Annotated in this window: 18 protein-coding genes and 2 pseudogenes; 2 read left to right on the top strand and 18 right to left on the bottom strand. The window is 46.5% G+C overall.

What is annotated here, in order from left to right; translation table 11 throughout:
* Positions 1-13 precede the first annotated feature (13 nt).
* On the bottom strand, positions 14-1,345 hold the full coding sequence (gene dinF / locus ELR70_RS06455; protein WP_082353387.1) for an MATE family efflux transporter DinF: 1,332 nt from the start codon (positions 1,343-1,345) through the stop codon (positions 14-16).
* Between dinF and ELR70_RS06450 the strand changes: the two genes are divergently transcribed.
* Complete coding sequence (locus ELR70_RS06450) at positions 1,322-2,368, top strand: polysaccharide deacetylase family protein (protein ID WP_128064525.1); 1,047 nt, start codon at positions 1,322-1,324, stop codon at positions 2,366-2,368. The two genes, dinF and ELR70_RS06450, sit on opposite strands and share 24 nt — an antisense overlap.
* Here ELR70_RS06450 and ELR70_RS06445 read toward each other — a convergent pair.
* The 13 genes and pseudogenes from ELR70_RS06445 to ELR70_RS06385 form a co-directional block, all read right to left on the bottom strand.
* Positions 2,346-3,376, bottom strand: a pseudogene (locus ELR70_RS06445) (chemotaxis response regulator protein-glutamate methylesterase). The gene ELR70_RS06450 and the pseudogene ELR70_RS06445 sit on opposite strands and share 23 nt — an antisense overlap.
* Before the next feature lie 9 nt (positions 3,377-3,385).
* Positions 3,386-4,000, bottom strand: coding sequence for a chemoreceptor glutamine deamidase CheD (gene cheD / locus ELR70_RS06440; protein ID WP_054017524.1), 615 nt, complete (start codon positions 3,998-4,000; stop codon positions 3,386-3,388).
* Positions 3,997-4,818 carry a protein-glutamate O-methyltransferase CheR gene (locus tag ELR70_RS06435; protein ID WP_054017523.1) on the bottom strand — a complete coding sequence of 274 codons (822 nt, stop codon included), beginning with the start codon at positions 4,816-4,818 and terminating at the stop codon, positions 3,997-3,999. Before ELR70_RS06435 ends, cheD begins: the two co-directional genes overlap by 4 nt.
* 162 nt (positions 4,819-4,980) lie before the next feature.
* Positions 4,981-7,665, bottom strand: a complete 2,685-nt coding sequence (locus ELR70_RS06430) for a methyl-accepting chemotaxis protein (protein WP_054017522.1) — start codon at positions 7,663-7,665, stop codon at positions 4,981-4,983.
* 1 nt (position 7,666) lies between these two features.
* Positions 7,667-8,182, bottom strand: coding sequence for a chemotaxis protein CheW (locus ELR70_RS06425; protein ID WP_054017521.1), 516 nt, complete (start codon positions 8,180-8,182; stop codon positions 7,667-7,669).
* Complete coding sequence (locus tag ELR70_RS06420) at positions 8,179-10,287, bottom strand: chemotaxis protein CheA (protein ID WP_054017520.1); 2,109 nt, start codon at positions 10,285-10,287, stop codon at positions 8,179-8,181. The genes ELR70_RS06425 and ELR70_RS06420 overlap by 4 nt, the downstream gene beginning before the upstream one ends.
* An 18-nt stretch (positions 10,288-10,305) precedes the next feature.
* Entirely contained in the window at positions 10,306-10,668 is a 363-nt protein-coding gene (locus ELR70_RS06415) for a response regulator (RefSeq protein ID WP_054017519.1), read from the bottom strand.
* A 9-nt stretch (positions 10,669-10,677) separates the two neighbouring features.
* Entirely contained in the window at positions 10,678-10,950 is a 273-nt protein-coding gene (locus ELR70_RS06410) for an STAS domain-containing protein (protein WP_054017518.1), read from the bottom strand.
* Positions 10,951-11,071: 121 nt separating this feature from the next.
* Positions 11,072-11,677: an SCO family protein gene (locus ELR70_RS06405; RefSeq protein WP_054017517.1), complete on the bottom strand. Its 606-nt coding sequence runs from the start codon at positions 11,675-11,677 to the stop codon at positions 11,072-11,074.
* A complete protein-coding gene (gene cyoE, locus ELR70_RS06400; RefSeq protein ID WP_054017516.1) occupies positions 11,674-12,579 on the bottom strand; it encodes a heme o synthase in 906 nt (301 codons plus the stop codon). Before cyoE ends, ELR70_RS06405 begins: the two co-directional genes overlap by 4 nt.
* Before the next feature lie 3 nt (positions 12,580-12,582).
* Positions 12,583-13,575, bottom strand: a complete 993-nt coding sequence (locus ELR70_RS06395) for a COX15/CtaA family protein (RefSeq protein ID WP_054017515.1) — start codon at positions 13,573-13,575, stop codon at positions 12,583-12,585.
* Positions 13,572-14,069: a hypothetical protein gene (locus ELR70_RS06390; protein ID WP_054017514.1), complete on the bottom strand. Its 498-nt coding sequence runs from the start codon at positions 14,067-14,069 to the stop codon at positions 13,572-13,574. Before ELR70_RS06390 ends, ELR70_RS06395 begins: the two co-directional genes overlap by 4 nt.
* Positions 14,062-14,727: an SURF1 family protein gene (locus tag ELR70_RS06385; protein WP_160317428.1), complete on the bottom strand. Its 666-nt coding sequence runs from the start codon at positions 14,725-14,727 to the stop codon at positions 14,062-14,064. The genes ELR70_RS06390 and ELR70_RS06385 overlap by 8 nt, the downstream gene beginning before the upstream one ends.
* Before the next feature lie 71 nt (positions 14,728-14,798).
* Here ELR70_RS06385 and ELR70_RS06380 point away from each other — a divergent pair, with 71 nt between their 5' ends.
* Positions 14,799-15,107, top strand: coding sequence for a DUF2909 domain-containing protein (locus ELR70_RS06380; RefSeq protein ID WP_082353384.1), 309 nt, complete (start codon positions 14,799-14,801; stop codon positions 15,105-15,107).
* Here the strand turns inward: ELR70_RS06380 and ELR70_RS06375 are convergent.
* From ELR70_RS06375 to coxB, 4 genes and pseudogenes are all read right to left on the bottom strand, one after another.
* Positions 15,007-15,870 (bottom strand): cytochrome c oxidase subunit 3, encoded by an 864-nt coding sequence (locus ELR70_RS06375; RefSeq protein ID WP_054017512.1) that lies wholly within the window; start codon positions 15,868-15,870, stop codon positions 15,007-15,009. The genes ELR70_RS06380 and ELR70_RS06375 overlap by 101 nt on opposite strands.
* The gene (locus ELR70_RS06370; protein ID WP_082353383.1) at positions 15,863-16,492 is read right to left on the bottom strand and encodes a cytochrome c oxidase assembly protein; all 630 of its coding nucleotides are present in this window, start codon (positions 16,490-16,492) and stop codon (positions 15,863-15,865) included. The genes ELR70_RS06375 and ELR70_RS06370 overlap by 8 nt, the downstream gene beginning before the upstream one ends.
* 1 nt (position 16,493) lies before the next feature.
* Positions 16,494-18,084, bottom strand: a pseudogene (gene ctaD / locus ELR70_RS06365) (cytochrome c oxidase subunit I).
* Positions 18,081-19,193, bottom strand: coding sequence for a cytochrome c oxidase subunit II (coxB, locus tag ELR70_RS06360; RefSeq protein ID WP_235577155.1), 1,113 nt, complete (start codon positions 19,191-19,193; stop codon positions 18,081-18,083). The pseudogene ctaD and the gene coxB overlap by 4 nt, the downstream one beginning before the upstream one ends.
* Positions 19,194-19,474 lie beyond the last annotated feature (281 nt).

The raw sequence follows: 19,474 nt of genomic DNA, 5'->3' as shown, positions 1-19,474 counted from the left end.
CTCATTCATTAATCTAATTCAGTAACTGCTGCCTGACACTCAGCTGTCGATATTTCAGTATCAGAGTCAGCCCCCTCAACCCCATAAAACAACTCATCGCAAACCATAAGCCATGATTCCCCCAATGCTGAGCAAGCCAGAACGGTACAAAGAACCCCAGCACAGCAGACAATAACATACTGTTGCGCATTTCTTTTGCGCGGGTCAAACCTACGAAAACACCATCAAACAAAAAACAGCTTGTTGCAATCAATGGAAGCACTATCAACCAGGGCAAATATACTTGCGCAGTATCGATAACAGCAGGAATATCAGTCAATAAACCAATCACAAACGAACCAAAAAGCGTAAATATTCCAGTATACAACAATGCAAAGCAACCAGCCCAGATACAACTGATCCGAACCCAGCGCCTTAACATAAACAGATCTCGGGCACCTTTTGCCTGCCCGACTTTCGCCTCGACCGCATAGGCAATGCCATCCATCGCAAAACTCACCAGCATCAGGAAGTTCAGCAACACCGCATTGGCAGCCAAAATATCTTCTCCCAATCTTGCTCCATAAAAGGTCATAAAGCTAAAACACAACTGCAGCATGAGTGAACGAATGAAAATATCACGATTCAGGTGCAGCAAACGCTGTACCTCTTCTCGGTTAGGAACTTTGAGCTGCCACTGCCAGCCAGCACCGTTCAGCACCTTGCGAAGCAGACAGCAAGACAATACCAGTGCCGAATAGTCCGCAATCACTGATGCCCAGGCGGCACCTGCAACGGCAAACTCCAACACCACCACAAACAATACATCCAGCACTATATTGACAATATTAGTAAACAGCACCACATAGAAAGGACCACGCCCGTATTGCATTCCCAACATAAACCCAAGCATCACCAGGTTTAACATGGCCGCTGGCGCACTATAAATTCTAATAGAGAAGTACACCTCAGCTTGCTCAAGCACCTGAGGCGATGCCCCGGACAACACAGCAATGAGTTCAAGCAACCACGGCGTACACACTATCAACAACAACGCAAATGCCAGAGCAAAGCTCATACTGGCCGAGAGTGATTGCAGCGCCCGACCTGAGTCTTGCTGACCATATGCCTGGGCAATCTCCCCCGTGGTACTCATACGCAGAAAACTAGCCAGCCAGAACAGCAAAGCAATACTGCCAGAACCCAGGGCTATCCCGGCAAGATAATATGCATCACTCAAATGACCAATCACTGCGGTGTCAACTAACCCTAACAGGGGCACCGAGATATTTGATAAAATCATCGGAGCAGCAATAGCAAGCAACTGAAAATGGTGGGAAGTATGCGCTCGATTAAGTGGTTTCATGTATTAGTTCTTATACTCGTTTTATTCAATACCCGAACAGGCCTGGCCGCGGTCATTCTACAATATCATCATGTCAGTGAAAAACTGCCGGCAGTGACCAGCGTCAGTGAAGCAACTTTTCGCCAGCACCTGAACTTTCTTAAATCGGAGCAGTTCTCAGTTATTGCGTTAGATGAACTAATTCAGCAGCTACAAGCGGGAAAAACCCTGCCGCCTAAAACAGTCGCCATCACCTTTGATGATGGCTACCTGAACAATATGGAAGCCGCCGCACCTGTACTTGAACAGTTTGGCTACCCTTATACAATTTTTGTTAATCCTAAGCTTATCGATGAAAAGAAAGGCTACGTCATGAGCTGGGAGCAGCTACGACAACTGTCAAAACGCGGCGCATTAATCGCCAACCACAGTGCGCAACATGACTATTTACACCTCAAAAAGGCAGGAGAAAGCCAGGCGCAATGGCGTAGCCGGATCCGCCAGGATTTGGTTTGGTCACAAGCCAGGATCAAAGAAGAAATAGGTCATGACTTACCTTATATCGCTTATCCCTACGGCGAGTTCGATCGTCCTTTACAAGAGCTAGTCGCGGAACTTGGCCTGGTTGGGATTGGGCAACATTCCGGTGCCGTGGGGCCAGACTCAGACTTTACCCGGCTGCCACGATTTCCTGCATCCGGCATTTATGCCAATTTAAACACCTTAAAAACCAAACTGTACTCGCTGGCCTTTTCACTTGCCAAAACTGACTATCAGGACTCGGTCACGGTTAATCGGACCCCATCAATCACACTGACTTTTAAAGAGATGGATTTCTACCAAAACCAGTTTGCTTGTTTCGTTTCAGGTTTAGGCAAAGCAGATTTAACTTGGCAGGGAACAAAGACAGTGACCATTACAACCACCAAACCTTTACCGAATGGCCGTTCGCGATACAATTGTACAGCACCGTCTAAACGCTTTAGCGGGCAGTTCTATTGGTACTCGCAGCCGTGGGTTATTACTGACGCTTCACAGCGTTAAGCAACTCCATTGTCACTTTAGACAAGGGAACTACTTTCTCAGCCGCCTGGAATTCAACGGCGGCTCGGGGCATGCCCCACACAACTGATGTGGCTTCATCCTGTGCCAGTGTTTTTGCCCCAGCCTCTTTGAGACGTAACAAGGCTGCCGCACCATCACTGCCCATACCGGTTAACAGGCCTGCACTTACTTGCTTTGCCCATGGCAACAGAGAATCGAACAACACATCAACAGAAGGCCGATGCCGATTAACTTTTTCACTCTGGCAGAGTTGGCATTGCAGACGCCCACCTTTTTGAACGATTTTAAGGTGCATATCTCCCGGTGCAATAAACACATTACCGGGCATAAGGACATCACCGTCCTCTGCTTCTTTCACATGCACATCACAACAACGGTCCATACGCAGCGCAAACGAAGTACTAAACACGGGAGGAATATGCTGTGCTATTACAACGGGGGACAATGTTTGGGTAAACGTACCAAAACTTCACGCAGCGCTTCGGTACCACCGGTAGATGCGCCTAATGCCAAAACAGCGCTGCTTTTAAACTGTGTATGCTGAGAGACCGGCACTTGACTGGCATCTTTTTCTGCACGAAAAGCGTAGAGGTTGGCCTGGCGAGCAATTCTTATTTTCTGATGTAGTTTCTCCGCGTAGGCATTAAGTTTTTCAGCGACATTTGAAGTTGGCTTGGCAATAAAATCGATCGCTCCCAATTCAAGCGCCTCCAGTGTCGCGGGGGACCCCTGTTGCGTTAAGGTCGACAGCATAATTACGGGCATAGGACGCAATCGCATAAGATTTTTAAGAAAGCTCAGCCCGTTCATTTTCGGCATTTCTATATCGAGCGTTAACACATCAGGGTTCAACTGCTTGATCATGTCTCGCGCCTGATAAGGGTCTTCTGCAGCTCCAACCACCTTAATATCATCTGCTGCCTCCAAAACCGCCGTTAATATAGCTCTGAGAGATGGGGAGTCGTCAACTATCAATACCTTAATCATGCATTCCCTCTAAAACAGCTCAATATCAGTTTGTTTGCCTTGCTCTTCAATATCATGCAGATATTTGACCTCGCGTTTTTCAATGGTGTCATTGTGCATCTGGCGTAGCTTTTTAACCTGAGCTTTGCCGGTTTGAGGGTGAAATACCACCTTTCTTGGCCATGGGCCGCCGACATCATGGGAAACTAGAGTGAGCTGCTCTTCCTCGACATAGGCCTGTGCAAATCGAATGTTGCCATTACCTATGTCAGTCATCGAGCTGATGATTTTCCCTCCACCAAACAATTTTATTTTCAGGTTTTCTCGCCTGGCACCATTTTTAATCACTTCGTTAATCAGGTATTCCATCGCCCAGTTCCCATAGCGACAATTAAGGTCGTCAGCATGGATTGAGGAGGAGCCTTTTACGCCAGGTAACATAAAGTGGTTCATTCCCCCAACACCTTGTCTCTCATCATAGATGCATGCTGCAATACAAGAGCCCAAGACAGTTGAAATCAGTTCGTCGCTTTTAGACACATAAAACTCTCCTGGCAGCACTTTTGCCACCACAGCCCCCCGACCAGAGTCCCAGAACCGTTTTACATGCTCAAAGCCACGTAATACTGGCTGAAACTGATTCATATCTGTGCTGCCTTTTGATACATAGTTTTCCCCAAGTTTTTAAACTCCAGATGCTCCTTGCCCATTGTCTCGGAATGGCCAATAAACAAATAGCCTTGCTCTGCCAGCAATTGGTAGAAGTTTTCAAACAATCTGTCCTTTGTTGCCTTGTCAAAATAAATCAGCACATTACGACAAAAAATCACATCGAAAGGACCTTTCATAGGCCAGGGCTCAAGCAAATTTAGGCGCTTAAAGTACACACTTGCCCGCAACTTATCTTTTACTCTGTACTGAGTTCCATCTGGGCTGCACATAAACCACTTTTTTAAGTGCTCATTGGTCAGGCCGGTCACAGAAGCACTGTTGTAGATACCCTCTTGCCCTTTGTGCAAAACATTGGAGTCCAGATCAGTTGCCAGTACCTTTACATCCCAGTCCGTTGGGAACGCATTGCTGATTGTCATAGCAATGCTGTATGCTTCTTCCCCAGTAGAGCAACCAGCAGACCATATCCTGACACGCCTGTCTGTTTTATGCCTCTCCTTTAGCTGAGGGATCACTTGTTGATGCAAAAAATCAAAGTGGTGTGACTCACGAAAAAAAGAGGTCAGGTTTGTCGTGATGGCATTTATAAAGTGGCTAAACTCAGCATCCGTATCTTCATTTAGGAATTCAAGGTAGGCAGAAAAAGAGCTTAATCCGTTCGCTCTCACCCTGCGTGCAAGCCGCGAGTACACCATATCACGCTTGTGAGGCCCAAGCACAATGCCACATGTTTCATAAACGCGTCGAGAGATGCTGCTGAAGTCCTCGTCGGTCATCAAAAATTCTTTCATATCTCTGCTCACTCATACGCAGTGAAGTCTCAACTCCCGTGGCCTGCTATGCCATATGCTATCTCTGTAAATTACTCCGGGTGACAAAGACCTGTTTCCAAGGCGGAGCTGCACCCGTTAAAGCATTGCAGCTCCGTAAAAGTTATAACGAACTCTCAGCGATTAAAACTCTTCCCACTCCTCAGAGTCGTCTGCAAAGCGATTGGCAGTTGGCTCCAGCGGCTGCCGTGCTGGACGATTTTGAGGAGCCGATAAGCCAATCGGTGTACGGGCCTGGCCATTGGTCGGTTGAGTTTGCTCAGGTATTGCTTGATGAGTAACAGGCGCTTCACCCACTTTGAAAAAATTCAACATATTACGCATATCATTGGCCTGCTCCGCCATAGACTCCCCAGCAGCGGACGCTTGCTCAACCAACGCCGCGTTTTGCTGTGTCATTTCATCCATTTGCGTGACCGCTTTATTAACCTGTTCAATCCCTGAACTCTGCTCTACCGACGCATCAGCTATATCGGAGATCATATTTGTCACTCGCCTGACTGACGCAACTATTTCTTTGAGCGTCTCACCCGATTCATTCACTAACAGCGTACCATCTTCAACCTTGCTAACACTGTCTCGGATCAAATCTTTGATTTCTTTTGCCGCACCCGCCGAACGCTGGGCCAAGTTGCGCACCTCGCCAGCGACTACAGCGAAGCCACGCCCCTGCTCACCAGCACGCGCAGCCTCAACTGCCGCGTTCAGGGCCAGCAGATTTGTCTGGAAGGCAATTTCGTCTATCACACTGATGATATCCGCAATCTTCTTACTCGCATCATTGATGGCAGACATGCTTTCAACCGCTCGATTAACCACTTCACCACCGCGAGTTGCCTTTTCACTGGTTTCTTCGGCCAGTTCATTTGCCACTTTGGCATTGTCAGCATTCTGACGAACTGTGCTCGTCATTTGCTCCATGCTTGAAGCTGTTTCTTCAAGGGAAGAAGCCTGCTCTTCTGTGCGCTGGCTTAAGTCAGCATTACCTTGTGATATTTCCTCTGCACCACTGGCTACTAACCCAGCAGAGGCACTGATCCGCTCTAACACATTGGTTAGCTTGTCAGCCGTACTGTTCGCGTCTTGCTTCAGCTTATCAAACGCGCCCTGATACTCCGCTTCAATTCGCTGTGTCAGATCTCCTCTAGCAAGGGCATCAAGCATGTTGCCGGTATCCGCTACCGCACAATCGACGCTTTCCAATAAGCCATTCAGGCCCTGTGTTAAGCGTAAATAGAAGCCCTGCTTGTCACCCTCCTCCAATCTGGCGGACAGATTACCTGCCCGAGCCGATTCAACGACGGTATTCACTTCCTGTTCAATGGCGACTTCAGCGGTTCTGTCTTCCCACTCTACGACGGTACCCGCACGTTCACCTGTGTCTGTAACGATCGGATTGGCAACCAATCCAAAAGTCCGCCCCCCCACTTTAATCTCTGTTTTATAGGGTTTAGACAAGGTTTCCAGTAGGCGTCTCTGATGCGCAGGATTGCGATGGAATACATCAATGTTTTGTCCGATTAGCTGACTACTGTCGAAATTAGGTAAATCCTTGCGCAGATCTGGCTCTGCGTTTCTCATCATCTCAAGTACAGCCTGATTCATATAAACTATCGTGTTATCTGAATCAGCTATCATGGTATTGGTTTGCACGTTATCAAGCGCTCGCCGCACACGTAAATTTTCACTGGCAGTCTGGCGCGCTTTTTTCTCTTCAGCCAGACGTTCTGTTTTATCTTCCCACTCCACCACAGTACCGATACGAGTTCCGTGTTGATCAAAAACAGGCGTGGCAATCAGGCCAAAGTTAAAGCCAGCAACAACAATATTTGTATTGTAGACATCTGACAGTTTGTTTAGTAAACCGCGCTGATGTTGAGGATTAGCATGGAATACATCAATGTTGGTGCCTATTAGCGTATCAGCATCAAAGTTAGGCAATACCGTGCGCAGTTGTTCTTGGTTTTTACTGAGCATCGCCAGCACAGACTCGTTCACATAAACAATATTGAGGTGCTCATCTGCCAGCATCACATTTGCCTGACATACATCCAGAGCTCTGGAAATGCGCGCATTTTTCTCAGCTAGGTTTCTATGCTTTTCTTCAGCCGCCAGCCACTCAGTTTGGTCTTTCCACTCCACCAGCGTCGCGATTCGCTGCCCGTCATCAAATACAGGTGTTGCAATTAAGTCGAAAGTCAGACCCGCAACTTTGATCTGGGTTTGATAGGTTTCTCGCAAATTGGCCAGAATATTACGTTGATGACTCGGGTTTTTATGGAAAGAATCAATGTTGGTGCCAATCAGGCTTGCAACATTAAACCCAGGTAGTTCAGCCTGTAATTGTCGTTCATTCGCGCTTAACATGGATTTGACTGAATCGTTTAAATACACAATATTCAGGTCTTTGTCCGCAACCATAATATTGGCTTGGCAACTCTTTAAAGCCAGCAACAGACCCTGTGTGTGATCAGATTGTTGTTGCGCTTCATGAGCCACATTTAGGGCTTGAAATAATTCTGGGAAGTCAGTGAGATCCATTGCGTGCAAAGCACTCTGGTCATCCATAGACACATGGGGCAAAACACGATACACGCAGCCGAGTTGAGCGCCTAACGCTGACAACGCCATTCTTAGATAACCCAACGCAATCACAACACCGAACACAGGCAGGGCTATCGAAAGCATCTTCATTTGTTCAGAACCTGTGCCCCCGAGCTGGAGCCCAAGTATGATACTGACAATCAAGATCGCCCCTGCAATTAAGATTTTATTATTTAAACTACTTTGAATACTCTGACTACTCATCTCAGCCCCCGTTGCTCTTAACACTGCTCTTATCGTGTAAATCGAGCACTTTCTTCAGATTTAGTAACACCACCATTTTTTCCCCAACATTGACTAACCCGTGCACGAACTGGGCGTTCTCAGAATCCTGGAAGTCAGGTACATCTTTCGCTTTCTCTTCGGAGATACTGTACACATCAGACACAGCATCAACGACAATCCCCATCAACTTGGTTTGCTCTTTTAGTTTCACCGAAACCACTATGACGACCGTTAGCGGACCATAGTCGATATGTGTAATACCAAAACGCTGCCGTAAATCGATAATAGGAACTATGGTGCCACGTAAGTTCATTGCTCCCTTCACATAAGGTGGTGAATTGGGGATCACGGTGACAGGCTCCCAGCCTCGAATTTCCTGGACAGCTAAAATATCAATGCCGTATTCTTCTTGATCCATCATGAATGTCAGAAACTGTTTTTCATCACTCTCGGTGTCCAGTACCAATTGTTGATTTAACTTTGTATGCTCTGTCATGCCGTGACCACCTCGTCCGCCTTCAGGTCAACAAGTAATTCAGAAGAGCCAGGCCGTCTTAGGCCGCTCAGCTTGATTAATCCACTAATATCTATGATCAAAGACACCGTTCCGTCACCCAAAATGGTTGCACCTGATATACCATCAACACGTTGGTAATTGGCCTCTAAACTTTTAATGACGACCTGTTGTTGCGCTAGCAAATCGTCAACTAGAATGCCAACCTTATAATTGTCATTTTCAACAACAACCAGTAAGGTTTTATCGAGCTCTTCTCTGGCCCCTCTATGATTGAAAATATCGTACAAACGCAGTATCGGGATATATTCGTCACGCAAACGCAACACCTGCAGCCCCTTGCCAACGTTGCTCACTTTGGCAATATCAATTTGTAACGACTCAACAATAGAGATTAAAGGGATAATATAAGTATGGTCAGCAACCTGTACGAGCTGACCGTCTAAAATTGCCAGAGTGAGAGGCAGACGAATTGTAAAAGTAGAACCAACTCCAGCTTCGGAGCTGACCTCAACAGATCCATTCAATGCCTGGATATTTTTACGAACGACATCCATTCCGACACCGCGCCCGGAGATTTCACTGACATTGTCCGCAGTGGAAAATCCCGGCATGAATATCAGCTCGTTAATTTCGTCAACTGTGAGCTCATCCATCTCCTGGATCAGCCCGTTTTGAATGGCTTTGTTGCGAATTTTCTCTGTATCCAGGCCTTTACCATCGTCCATTATTTCGATAACAATATTACCGCCTTGGTGAAATGCGTTTAGTGTGACGGTCCCAACGGGGTCTTTGCCTTGCGCGATACGTTGCTCTGGGGTCTCTAGCCCGTGATCCAGGGAATTACGCACCAAGTGGACCATAGGATCTGAGAGCTTTTCCATCACTGTTTTATCCAGCTCAGTTTGCTCCCCAATCAACTTAAGCTCCACTTGCTTATTCAATTTTTGTGAGATGTCTCGCACCAGCCTTGGAAAACGGCTAAAAACAAAGCTTATCGGCAGCATACGAATGCGCATCACATTTTCCTGAAGGTCACGCGTATTATGCGCCAGCTGTGCCAGACCTTCCTGTAATGCTGCGATACTGGACTCCGTTATTTCCTGCTCGCCGATCTGGCTTAGCATCGCCTGTGTGATGACCAGCTCACCCACCATATTAATCAGTGAATCGACTTTATCGATACCCACTCGAATGGAAGTCGTGCTGGGATCCGCATTTTTTCGGGCATCTTTAACTGGTGGTGGCTCTTTCTTTATTTCCTGAACAGGCTTTGTAAGGGCTGGGCTGTCAGCCTGCGGCTCGGGTTCACTAGGGGGATGTTGCGTATCGCTTTCAGAAAACTCACTGGCGGGTTCTTCGAACAAACCTCCACATTGAACTATGGTGATCTCGGCATCATCCTCAACCCATTCGAATATTTCCCGAATTGCCCTCTCTCCGCGCGTCGTCGTAAGAAAAAACCGCCAATACAAATAACAATCTTCAGGATTTAGTTGCTTAAATTTAGGCAGCTCATCATGCAATGCTTGCGTTTCTAATTCACCTAGCTCAGATAACTCTGAGATCATAAACAAGGGTTCATTACCCGTTTTGAACAGATAAGGTAGTGGCTTGAAATCGATCTGGAAGGTGATCGGGAGGCTTGTAGCTTCTTCAGGTACGCTGACTTCTTCAGTCTGACTGCTTGTGGCATTGTCGCCATTGAGAATGGCTTCAAAACGCAACTTTAATTCATTCGCATCCTCTTGCTCAGGCTCCTGCTGTGCTTGTAACGCCGTCAACATAGCACGCAAGCAGTCTACGGCCTTGAGCAGCAAGTTTACGTGCTCTGCGGTAAGCTGGCGTTCTCCATTGCGAATTTGATCAAGCAGCGTCTCAAGTACATGCGTGAAGTCAGAGACAGCCGTAAAGCCAAAGGTGCCACTGCCACCTTTAATAGAATGTGCAGCCCGAAATATGGTGTTGATGGTTTCCTGATCTTCTTTTCCTGGTTCGAGGTTTAGTAGCTCGGACTCCATCGCATCAAGCCCTTCAAAGCTTTCTTCAAAAAAAACGTCGAAAAACTGACTTAAGTCGATACTCATGGCGGCACCTCGTAAGGGTTAACGAATTACTTTTTTCAGTACAGCCAGTAGTTGTTCCGGATTAAATGGTTTCACTATCCATCCTGTCGCACCTGCTGCTTTACCTTCACTTTTTTTGTCCAACCCAGACTCTGTGGTCAGCATCAGAAGTGGCGTGAATTTATAGTCTGGCAGATTACGCAGCTCTCGTATTAATGTAATACCATCCATCACAGGCATATTCACATCTGAGATCACAGCATCAAACCCTTGTTGCTTAGCCAAACTGAGTGCTTCACTGCCATCCTTAGCTTCTACCACATCAAAGCCTGCTTTTTTCAATGTAAAGCCAACCATCTGACGCATCGAAGCAGAATCATCCACAGCTAAAATCTTTTTCATAATGACCTCTTAATTCGTACTACTGATAGATAAAAGTTCGGTTAACCCTAGTTTCTCAACAGATAAAGACAATGCAGCACTTTCGCCTACCCACATGATCTGCTGCTCAATATCCAGCAAATACTTTTGCAGCGCACACAACAGCTGAATTGAAGCTGTGTCCGCATGCTGTATTTCACTAATGTCTAAAGAAATGGCATGGCCAGCTTCGAGCTCAAGCAACAACTGTTGATGTAACTCTTCAACCTGGTTTATCACAAGTTCTGAGGGGAGTTTAATCATGTGCCTTGCACATTCCTTGCAAATCTTATTGATATGAATAGATTAGACCGTGACCGTGAAATTGCCATATTTATAACGGAAAAGAAATAATTAATTATTAAATTCAGTGACTTTACTCAGTTTAATGATACTTGGATACGATTACTTTAAAATCTTCTATGAGTTTCTCGGCATTGATAACAGGCACTTCTCCAGCCTTGAACTCTGGTTTAAATATAGCCTCCAACTGTGCCTTTGGATTAATCAATGCAATGGATGCACTATGATCAACATAATATTCAGGTTCATCACTGTTATTAATGGCATAGATCAAACCAATGTCACGAACAAATGGAAATAAAACGTTATGCGATGCAGAAGCTGCGACAAACCTGGGATTGAAATAGTCGATATACTGTTTGCGTTTTTCCTGAGTATCACGTTGTGGATCGACAGCAACAAACCAGACATTGACGGCCTGGACAGGCTCCAGCGTTGCAGCGATATTTGTGAGCTTAGCCAAGGTCATAGGGCATATATCCGGACAATGAGTATATCCAAGAAACAGCAAGCTCCATTGTCCGGTTAGCTGCTCAGCCGTCAACTCCTGACCATGTTGATCTTGCAGGACGAACGGCTTAAGTTTCCGCGGCTCTTCATAATGTACGGCAAATTCTGATACTTTCGGTGCTGGGTGACACCCACTTAACACGGCCAGCACTAAAACAAGAGGAAAAAGGGTTTTCATACCAGTGCTCTGTCTACGAATAATGAGACAAAGAGTAACAGTAAATACCAGATAGAAAAACGAAAAACTCCCATGGCCTGTTGCACAGTGTGATCCACATACAGGCGTACAACCAAAAATGTAAAAACCCCGTTGAGGATGCAGGCCGAAGCCAGATACACAAGCCCCACCATACCAATCAAATAAGGCAACACACATACCAGGGATAACAACAGCGTGTAGACGATCATGCATAGCTTAGTAAACTGTATCCCATGTGTGACGGGTAGCATGGGGATCCCCGCTCTTGCATAATCCGCTTTGCGAGCAATCGCCAGCGCCCAAAAATGAGGCGGCGTCCAGGCAAAAATAATCATAACCAACAGCCAGGGTTCAGCTGCCAGAGTCCCAGTCTCGCTAACCCAACCGAGCAATGGCGGTAACGCACCTGCAAGCCCACCAATCACAATATTTTGCGGTGTCATATGCTTGAGAAATACAGTATACACAACGGCATAACCAAGCAACGCCAGCAAAGTCAGTACCGCACACAACCAATTGCTAAACCACAACAGGCCTATGGTCCCTGTCGTTGCCAGGCTGGCAGCAAAGAGCAGCGCTTTAGATACAGAGAGTTGCTGCATGGCAAGAGGCCGATGTCGTGTTCGAGCCATTTTACTGTCTCTATTGCGGTCAACGACATGATTGATGGCCGCTGCCGACGCAGAGATCAGGCCAATTGATATTAAGCTCATTAATTGCTGGCCATAACTACGCCCTAAATCAGGTGCAAGAGCAAGACCCACCCAGGCTGTCAGCACCAGCATCAAAACCACCTTGGCTTTGGTAATCGCCAGGTAAGGCTTCATACCAGCAAAAAGATCAGGAAAAACAGACCCGAGTTGTTGTACGCTCATAGCCATACCTTACCCCCTGGATTGATAAAAAAGTAAATAGCACACCCGAACCAGTGACAGTAATAAAAGTGCAGCCATCACGTTATGGAACAGAGTCAACAACAGAGGGAACTGCCAATGCACAATTGCGCCACCCAAAAGAACCTGACACGATACCAAAATAGCCGGGAGCAAAATAACAGGCTTTACACTTAAATCTGGAATACGCACATAAAGCCTCCAGCAAAGAAACAAAATGGCGACTAGCGTTACCATGGCCCAGATCCGATGGACCAGATGTATGGAAAGACGGGTTTCAAAAGGTAGCACACCAAACTCATAGCTGGCAGAGGAATGTGGTAATTGAAACAAGCTATTCAGCGAGAACAACTCGCCATTTTCACACAATGGCAACCCACGGCAGTGCGGCGCAGCATAGTTTGCTGCCAGCCATCCACCCAGCGCGATTTGTATTATCAAAACTACGAGTACACAGAGCGCTATCACTTTCAGGCCTGATAAATGCGCAATAGTGACGGCAGGCGGCTTATTGGTTTTGAGCCAGAGCAGAGTCAACAGGCTGAGTATGGTAAACCCGCCAAGCAAGTGCCCCATTACGATCAATGGCTGTAAGTTCATAGTCACAGTCCACATACCCAGCAGCGCTTGAAACATAATTAATACAACAAGCACAGTAGACAAGCCTTTGATCCCTTTACTATAGCTAGGGTGACGCAGTGCTAAAATGAAAATCGCGGCAACGACTAACCCTAAACCACCGGCAAAATACCTGTGTACCATTTCAATCCAGGCCTTCTTCTGGTGTACTTCGCTATCGGGAAACTTTTGTTGTGCCGATTTAAGTTCATGTGCTTCATTAGGCACCGTCAAAAAACCATAACACCCTGGCCAGTCCGGACATCCCAGACCTGCATTACTGAGTCGAGTGTAGGCACCTAAAGATACAACCAGTGCTGCGAGCAACGCTGACATCATAACCAGCTTTTTAAATCCCTGCGTCATTGACCACCTCCAGAACTGCTTCGTTCATAAGACAAGAGTTTTTTTAGATCTTTAAGCAGGCCTTTGAGCAATACTCTATTTGCGGTTTGGTCCTGCTGTGGCAAATATTCCAGTACGACCAAACCACGCTTGTCGACCAAATAAAACGCCCCCGGTGACAATACTGGCGCTTCCGGTATTACACTGGCCACTTCGCTCTGACCTTCGCCCAGCAACAAGAGACCAACTTGCTGACGATGCTTTCCCAAAGCAACAACTAGCTGGTCCATTAACTCTGACTGACCCAGACATGCCTGATTACAATCTCCTGGTTGATTCAATGCAATAAACCAAGCTTTGTGCACTTGTTCTGGTACATTCAGTCTGATTTCCTGACCTAAAAACCGCCCCTGATTGGTCGTCGTGTCTGGTTGCCATCCTGACCTGAGTACGAGCCAGGCAGCAAGCAAAGGTATGATACAACACGCTAAAAATAATCCTGGAACCTTACTCATCATGCTTCCTTTTAAAGGCAAAATAGGGAATGATCATCGCCGCAACGGCCAGTAACAACCACTGTAATGCATAGGCCCTATGTTTTTCCGGTCCCATCACCACCGCCTCATAATGAGGTTGAATTGCCGTAGTAACGGGGCGAGAAACATACGCGAGCATGGGCGAAATAGAGCGCTGCGTCTGAGAAACAAAAAATGTTTGATCTAGATATTGGAGCAGTTGTGGCTGCGCTGCATTTAAATCGGGCTGAGTTGCCAGAGTAAATCCCGCCCACTTACCGATTTTGAACTCAACGTCGATTGTTTGTTGTAGAGCAGGTAGCTCAACTTCTGGTAATACCGTACGACTTTGTGTCGCAGGTACGAATCCCAGATTAACGACCAGCCATTCATCGCGGTATTCAGGGCGAAACAAAGCCACTACGTCATAGCCTGGTGATCCGTTGACAATCTGGTTGTCTAGCAGCCAGTAACGTGATTCGTCAAAGTATCCACGTATCCGAAACTGTTTTCCCTCGAGCGCCGCCTTGTTTTGCAGATCAGCAATCGCATTAAACTCACGTGGTGCCTGGTCGCTATGTCGCTTCTCAATCAGGTATGATTTCTGGGCTGCTCTTTGCCATTGCCACACAGAGAGGGCGAGGCATGTAGATACCACGACACTCACTGCCAAAATTGTGCAATATGCGCTAACCTTTGCTCTACTTATACTTATCTGCGTCATATGCCATGCTACTCAAGTTAATTATTATTGTTTTGCTTTTCAGCATCATTTATAACCTGTTTCGAGCTTTGATCATTATGCTCAAAGGGGATCAATCTGGTGAATCTATGTCTCGTCTCCTCGGTAAAAGGGTATTTTTTTCGGCAAGCGTGTTACTGCTTATTGTCATTGCGAAAGGGTTGGGCTGGCTCGACTTCAATCCAGCCCCGAACGCTATAACACATACACAAACACAAACAAGCACAGCCAAACCACATCCACAAAATGCCAGTACCACGCACCCGCCTGGAACGCAAAGTGATTATGTGCGCTGAAATGGCCTTTCATCACCCTTAACCACACCACAGCTAAAATAATGGCACCGAGCGTGACATGCATGCCGTGAAAGCCTGTGAGCATAAAGAAGGTGTTGCCGTAAATCCCTGCATCTAGTGTTAATCCCAGATCCTGATAAGCATGTATGTATTCCTCTACCTGAAGTACAAGGAACCCAAAGCCCAAAAGAATGGTCAGCCCCAAAAATACTTTTACTTTGTTTCTTTGGTCCTGCTCCATTGCACTGTGCGCAAAATGCAAAGTAACAGAAGAGACCAAAAGGATGATGGTGTTTATAAGTGGTAACCCCTGCCAGCCCATTGCCTGCGTCGTGTCTCCACTGGGTGTACTCAATAGCGGCCACATCGCCTCAAAGCTGGGCCACAGTATTTCGTGCGTCATAGCATTGTTACTTGCGCCACCAAGCCAGGGAACAGCAAACATTCGGGCATAAAATAAAGCACCAAAGAATGCAGCAAAAAACATCACTTCCGAAAAAATAAACCAGGCCATGCCCTGACGGAAAGAGCGGTCCATTTGCGCCGAATATAAGCCTCCTTGTGACTCATGAATGACGTGTCGAAACCACCCGGCCAGCATAAACAACAGCAGGCCAATTCCCGCATACAAGATGAACTGACCACCAGGACTTTCCATTACTGTTAACCCACCTCCTACGGCTACACCAAACAGCGCAATTGCCCCCACAATGGGCCACGGGCTTTGCTCTGGTACATAGTATTTTTCGTAACCACTAGCCATGACTTATTCCTCGTATTTGTTGATACACCGCGGCCTGTATGCTCTGAGCATAGTCTTCGCTTACCGTGCCATCTATGAGATTCATTGCCGGCTCGCCATGAGCGGCCGCTTTTCTGTCTGTGATGTCATAGAGCGTATATGCGAGTGTCAGCTCTGCAATGTCATTGGGCAGTTCAGTATCTACATAAAAGCGCAACGTAAACGACATTGTTTGGCGAGCTTGCATACTCTGCTGGTCAAAGCAAAAACAAGCGAGTTTATGCAGATACTTAGCTGCCATACCGGGCGAAACCGAAGGAATTGCCTGCATAATCCGAGCATCACTACTTAGATTTTCGGCTGTGAAGTTCACTTCGGTTAACGTGCCAGGTGTTACCGTTACCTGATAAGTCGCCGCTTTCACTTTGAAAGGTGCCTGCCCTTGGGTGTGGGTCGTGAAACTGACATCAACTCGTCTTGCCAAATCTTGCTCTTCGCTTGCTTCAGCTGCTGTCAGCTCTACTTTCCCATTCAAACCGGTTATATCGCAAAACACGTCGTAAAGCGGTACCAGTGCAAATGCAAATGCAAACATACCCAAAACCAACAGCACAAGTTTTCTAAGCAACGGGGTATGCATCACTTCACCTCAGGGGGGTACTGAAAGTGTGGTAAGGCGCTGGCGAGGCAACCTCCCACTCTAGCCCTTCTGCACCATCCCATACTTTAGCAGGCGCACGCTGACCACCTGCGATACACTTAAAGACCACAGCCACGAACAGTAGTTGTGACAAGCCAAATGCAAACCCCCGATACTGATCAAAGCATTAAAATCCGCAAACTGCAGAGCATAGTCGGGATCCGCCTTGGCATCCCTGCCAACCCGACAAAGTGCATAGGGAAAAAGAGGATATTTACACTGATAAGAGACAACCAAAAGTGCCATTTTGCCAACGTCTCGCTATACATATATCCGGTCCACTTGGGTAACCAATAATAAGCTGCAGCCATAATAGAGAAGACCGCGCCAGTCACCAGCACATAGTGGAAATGAGCGACCACAAAATAGGTATCATGATACTGAAAATCAGCAGGGGTAATCGCTAGCATCAATCCAGAGAAACCGCCAAGCGTAAACAATACGATAAATGCGATAGCAAACAACATGGGAACTTCAAAACTAATTGAGCCACGCCACATTGTGGCCACCCAATTGAAGACCTTTACACCCGTAGGCACAGAAATAAGCATGGTCGCATACATAAAGAAGAGCTCACCTGCCAACGGCATCCCTGTGGTAAACATGTGGTGTGCCCACACAATAAAAGACAACAATGCAATGGAGGAGGTCGCGTATACCATAGAAGCATAACCAAACAGCTTCTTTCTTGAAAAGGTGGGTACTATAGTCGAAATCACGCCAAAGGCCGGTAAAATCATAATGTATACTTCTGGGTGACCAAAGAACCAAAAGATGTGCTGAAACATCACAGGGTCACCTCCCCCTGCTGCATCAAAAAAGCTTGTGCCAAAATACTTATCTGTCAGCACCATAGTCACCGCACCAGCAAGCACAGGCATTACCGCAATCAACAGGAAAGCAGTAATCAGCCAAGTCCATACAAACAGTGGTAGCTTCATCCATGTCATACCCGGAGCGCGCATGTTGACTATAGTCACAATGACATTAATTGCCCCCATGATGGAACTAACACCCATAATATGAACAGCAAAGACAAATAATGCGGTGTTATCGTTACTATAAGTCGTGGAGAGTGGCGCATAGAATGTCCACCCGAATGCAGGGCCGCCGCCTTCCATAAACAACGATGCGAGCAGAATAAGAAAAGCAAAAGGTAATATCCAAAAGCTCCAGTTATTCATGCGTGGCAGTGCCATATCGGGTGCACCTATCATCATAGGTACCATCCAGTTTGCTAGGCCAGTAAAGGCAGGCATGACAGCACCAAACACCATGATCAAACCATGCACTGTGGTCATTTGATTAAAAAAGTGTGGATCAACAAGCTGCAAGCCTGGCTGAAACAATTCAGCCCGAATGACCATGGCCATACCGCCGCCGATTAAGAACATCAGTAAAGAAAAGAGTAAATACAAAGAGCCTATATCTTTATGGTTAGTCGTAAAAAGCCAACGCTTAATTCCGGTTGCTGGACCGTGGTGACCATAGTCGTGCTCTTGTTCAAGAGCAGCCTGCTGTGTACTCGAAGTCATTTGGCTTCCTCCTGTTTGTCATCAAGGTAGGCTTGTATTTGACTAGGCTGGATGACTTCCCCGGTATCATTCCCCCAGCTATTTCTTTTAAAAGTGATAACTCCCGCAACTTCTTTTAACGATAGTTGCTTCGCAAACGCTTGCATTGCTGTGCCAGGACGTCCTTCCATAATAATTTCAATGTGTGCCTGTAAATCCCCGGTTACCATGGCGCTCCCCTTTAATGCAGGAAACACACCTTGAAGACCGAGCCCAGTAGGTTGATGACATGCCGCACAATAGGCCATGTAAACACGCTCCCCTGTAGCCATAAGCTCTTCTTTACTGAGCGTTTGGTCAAGCAAGGCAGCCTCTTGCTGAGCAGCTAGTGCTCTTTGTGCTTTTTCATTGGCAAGCCACTCCTGAAACTCAGCTTCAGGTTTAGCTTCTACAACGACAGGCATAAAACCATGATCTTTACCGCACAACTCAGCACACTGCCCACGGTAGGTACCGGGCTCATTCACATTGGTCCAGGCTTCGTTAATAAACCCTGGGTTAGCGTCCTTTTTAACTGCAAAATCAGGTACCCACCAGGAGTGAATAACATCATCAGAGGTCAATAAAAAACGTACTTTTTTGCCTGTAGGAATGACCAGAGGTTTATCGACCTCCAGCAAATAATTTTCTGTTTTGCTCTGCAAATTATCAATCTGTGCTCTCGGCGTAGACATAAGAGAATAAAAGTCCACGTCATGGCCTAAATACTCATAGTGCCACTTCCATTGTGAGCCGGTTACTTTAATGGTTAGGTCGGCCTTATCGGTATCTTCCATCGCAATTAATGTTTTTGTTGCAGGCACCGCCATTGCAACCAGAATTAAAAACGGAATAGCTGTCCAGAGGATCTCGACTTTAGTGCTTTCGTGAAATTGTGCAGGTTCAGCACCTTTAGAGCGTCGATGATGGATCAGAGCCCAAAACATGACGGAAAAGACAATCAGTCCAATCACACAGCAGATCCAGAATATGGTCATATGTAATTGATATACCTGATTGCTAATGTCAGTAACGCCTGTGCGCATATTATAGTCACTTGCAAACGTGAACATACTGACAAGTAAACACATCGCAATTGTGATGAGTTTGGCTATTTTCATTAGACGTCTCCCTCGATTGCTTCAAGTGTGAGAAGCAACGGTTCTTATTATCGGATGACTGTCATTTCACTTGGGTTATCCCATGAGTACTACACGACCATTTAACAACTAGTCAAAATTTAACCGTTTAGCAAGTTTTTATCTGACGCAGATTTTGATTTCTATGGTAGGGAAATATCTGAAAAATAGCTGTTTGTTAGGATTCACTCATACGCTGCAGCACTTGGGATGGCTGAGTATAAGTGTTTACA

The organism is Pseudoalteromonas sp. R3, from assembly GCF_004014715.1.
Taxonomy (GTDB): Bacteria; Pseudomonadota; Gammaproteobacteria; order Enterobacterales; family Alteromonadaceae; genus Pseudoalteromonas.
This window is presented reverse-complemented; position numbering and strand designations above follow the sequence as displayed.

Coding starts and splice junctions, on each gene's coding strand:
- ELR70_RS06450 (WP_128064525.1), top strand. CDS start 1,322: ATGCGCTCGATTAAGTGGTTTCATGTATTAGTTCTTATACTCGTTTTA.
- dinF (WP_082353387.1), bottom strand. CDS start 1,345: ATGAAACCACTTAATCGAGCGCATACTTCCCACCATTTTCAGTTGCTT.
- cheD (WP_054017524.1), bottom strand. CDS start 4,000: ATGAATCAGTTTCAGCCAGTATTACGTGGCTTTGAGCATGTAAAACGG.
- ELR70_RS06435 (WP_054017523.1), bottom strand. CDS start 4,818: ATGAAAGAATTTTTGATGACCGACGAGGACTTCAGCAGCATCTCTCGA.
- ELR70_RS06430 (WP_054017522.1), bottom strand. CDS start 7,665: ATGAGTAGTCAGAGTATTCAAAGTAGTTTAAATAATAAAATCTTAATT.
- ELR70_RS06425 (WP_054017521.1), bottom strand. CDS start 8,182: ATGACAGAGCATACAAAGTTAAATCAACAATTGGTACTGGACACCGAG.
- ELR70_RS06420 (WP_054017520.1), bottom strand. CDS start 10,287: ATGAGTATCGACTTAAGTCAGTTTTTCGACGTTTTTTTTGAAGAAAGC.
- ELR70_RS06415 (WP_054017519.1), bottom strand. CDS start 10,668: ATGAAAAAGATTTTAGCTGTGGATGATTCTGCTTCGATGCGTCAGATG.
- ELR70_RS06410 (WP_054017518.1), bottom strand. CDS start 10,950: ATGATTAAACTCCCCTCAGAACTTGTGATAAACCAGGTTGAAGAGTTA.
- ELR70_RS06405 (WP_054017517.1), bottom strand. CDS start 11,677: ATGAAAACCCTTTTTCCTCTTGTTTTAGTGCTGGCCGTGTTAAGTGGG.
- cyoE (WP_054017516.1), bottom strand. CDS start 12,579: ATGGCTATGAGCGTACAACAACTCGGGTCTGTTTTTCCTGATCTTTTT.
- ELR70_RS06395 (WP_054017515.1), bottom strand. CDS start 13,575: ATGACGCAGGGATTTAAAAAGCTGGTTATGATGTCAGCGTTGCTCGCA.
- ELR70_RS06390 (WP_054017514.1), bottom strand. CDS start 14,069: ATGAGTAAGGTTCCAGGATTATTTTTAGCGTGTTGTATCATACCTTTG.
- ELR70_RS06380 (WP_082353384.1), top strand. CDS start 14,799: ATGCTACTCAAGTTAATTATTATTGTTTTGCTTTTCAGCATCATTTAT.
- ELR70_RS06375 (WP_054017512.1), bottom strand. CDS start 15,870: ATGGCTAGTGGTTACGAAAAATACTATGTACCAGAGCAAAGCCCGTGG.
- coxB (WP_235577155.1), bottom strand. CDS start 19,193: ATGTGTTTACTTGTCAGTATGTTCACGTTTGCAAGTGACTATAATATG.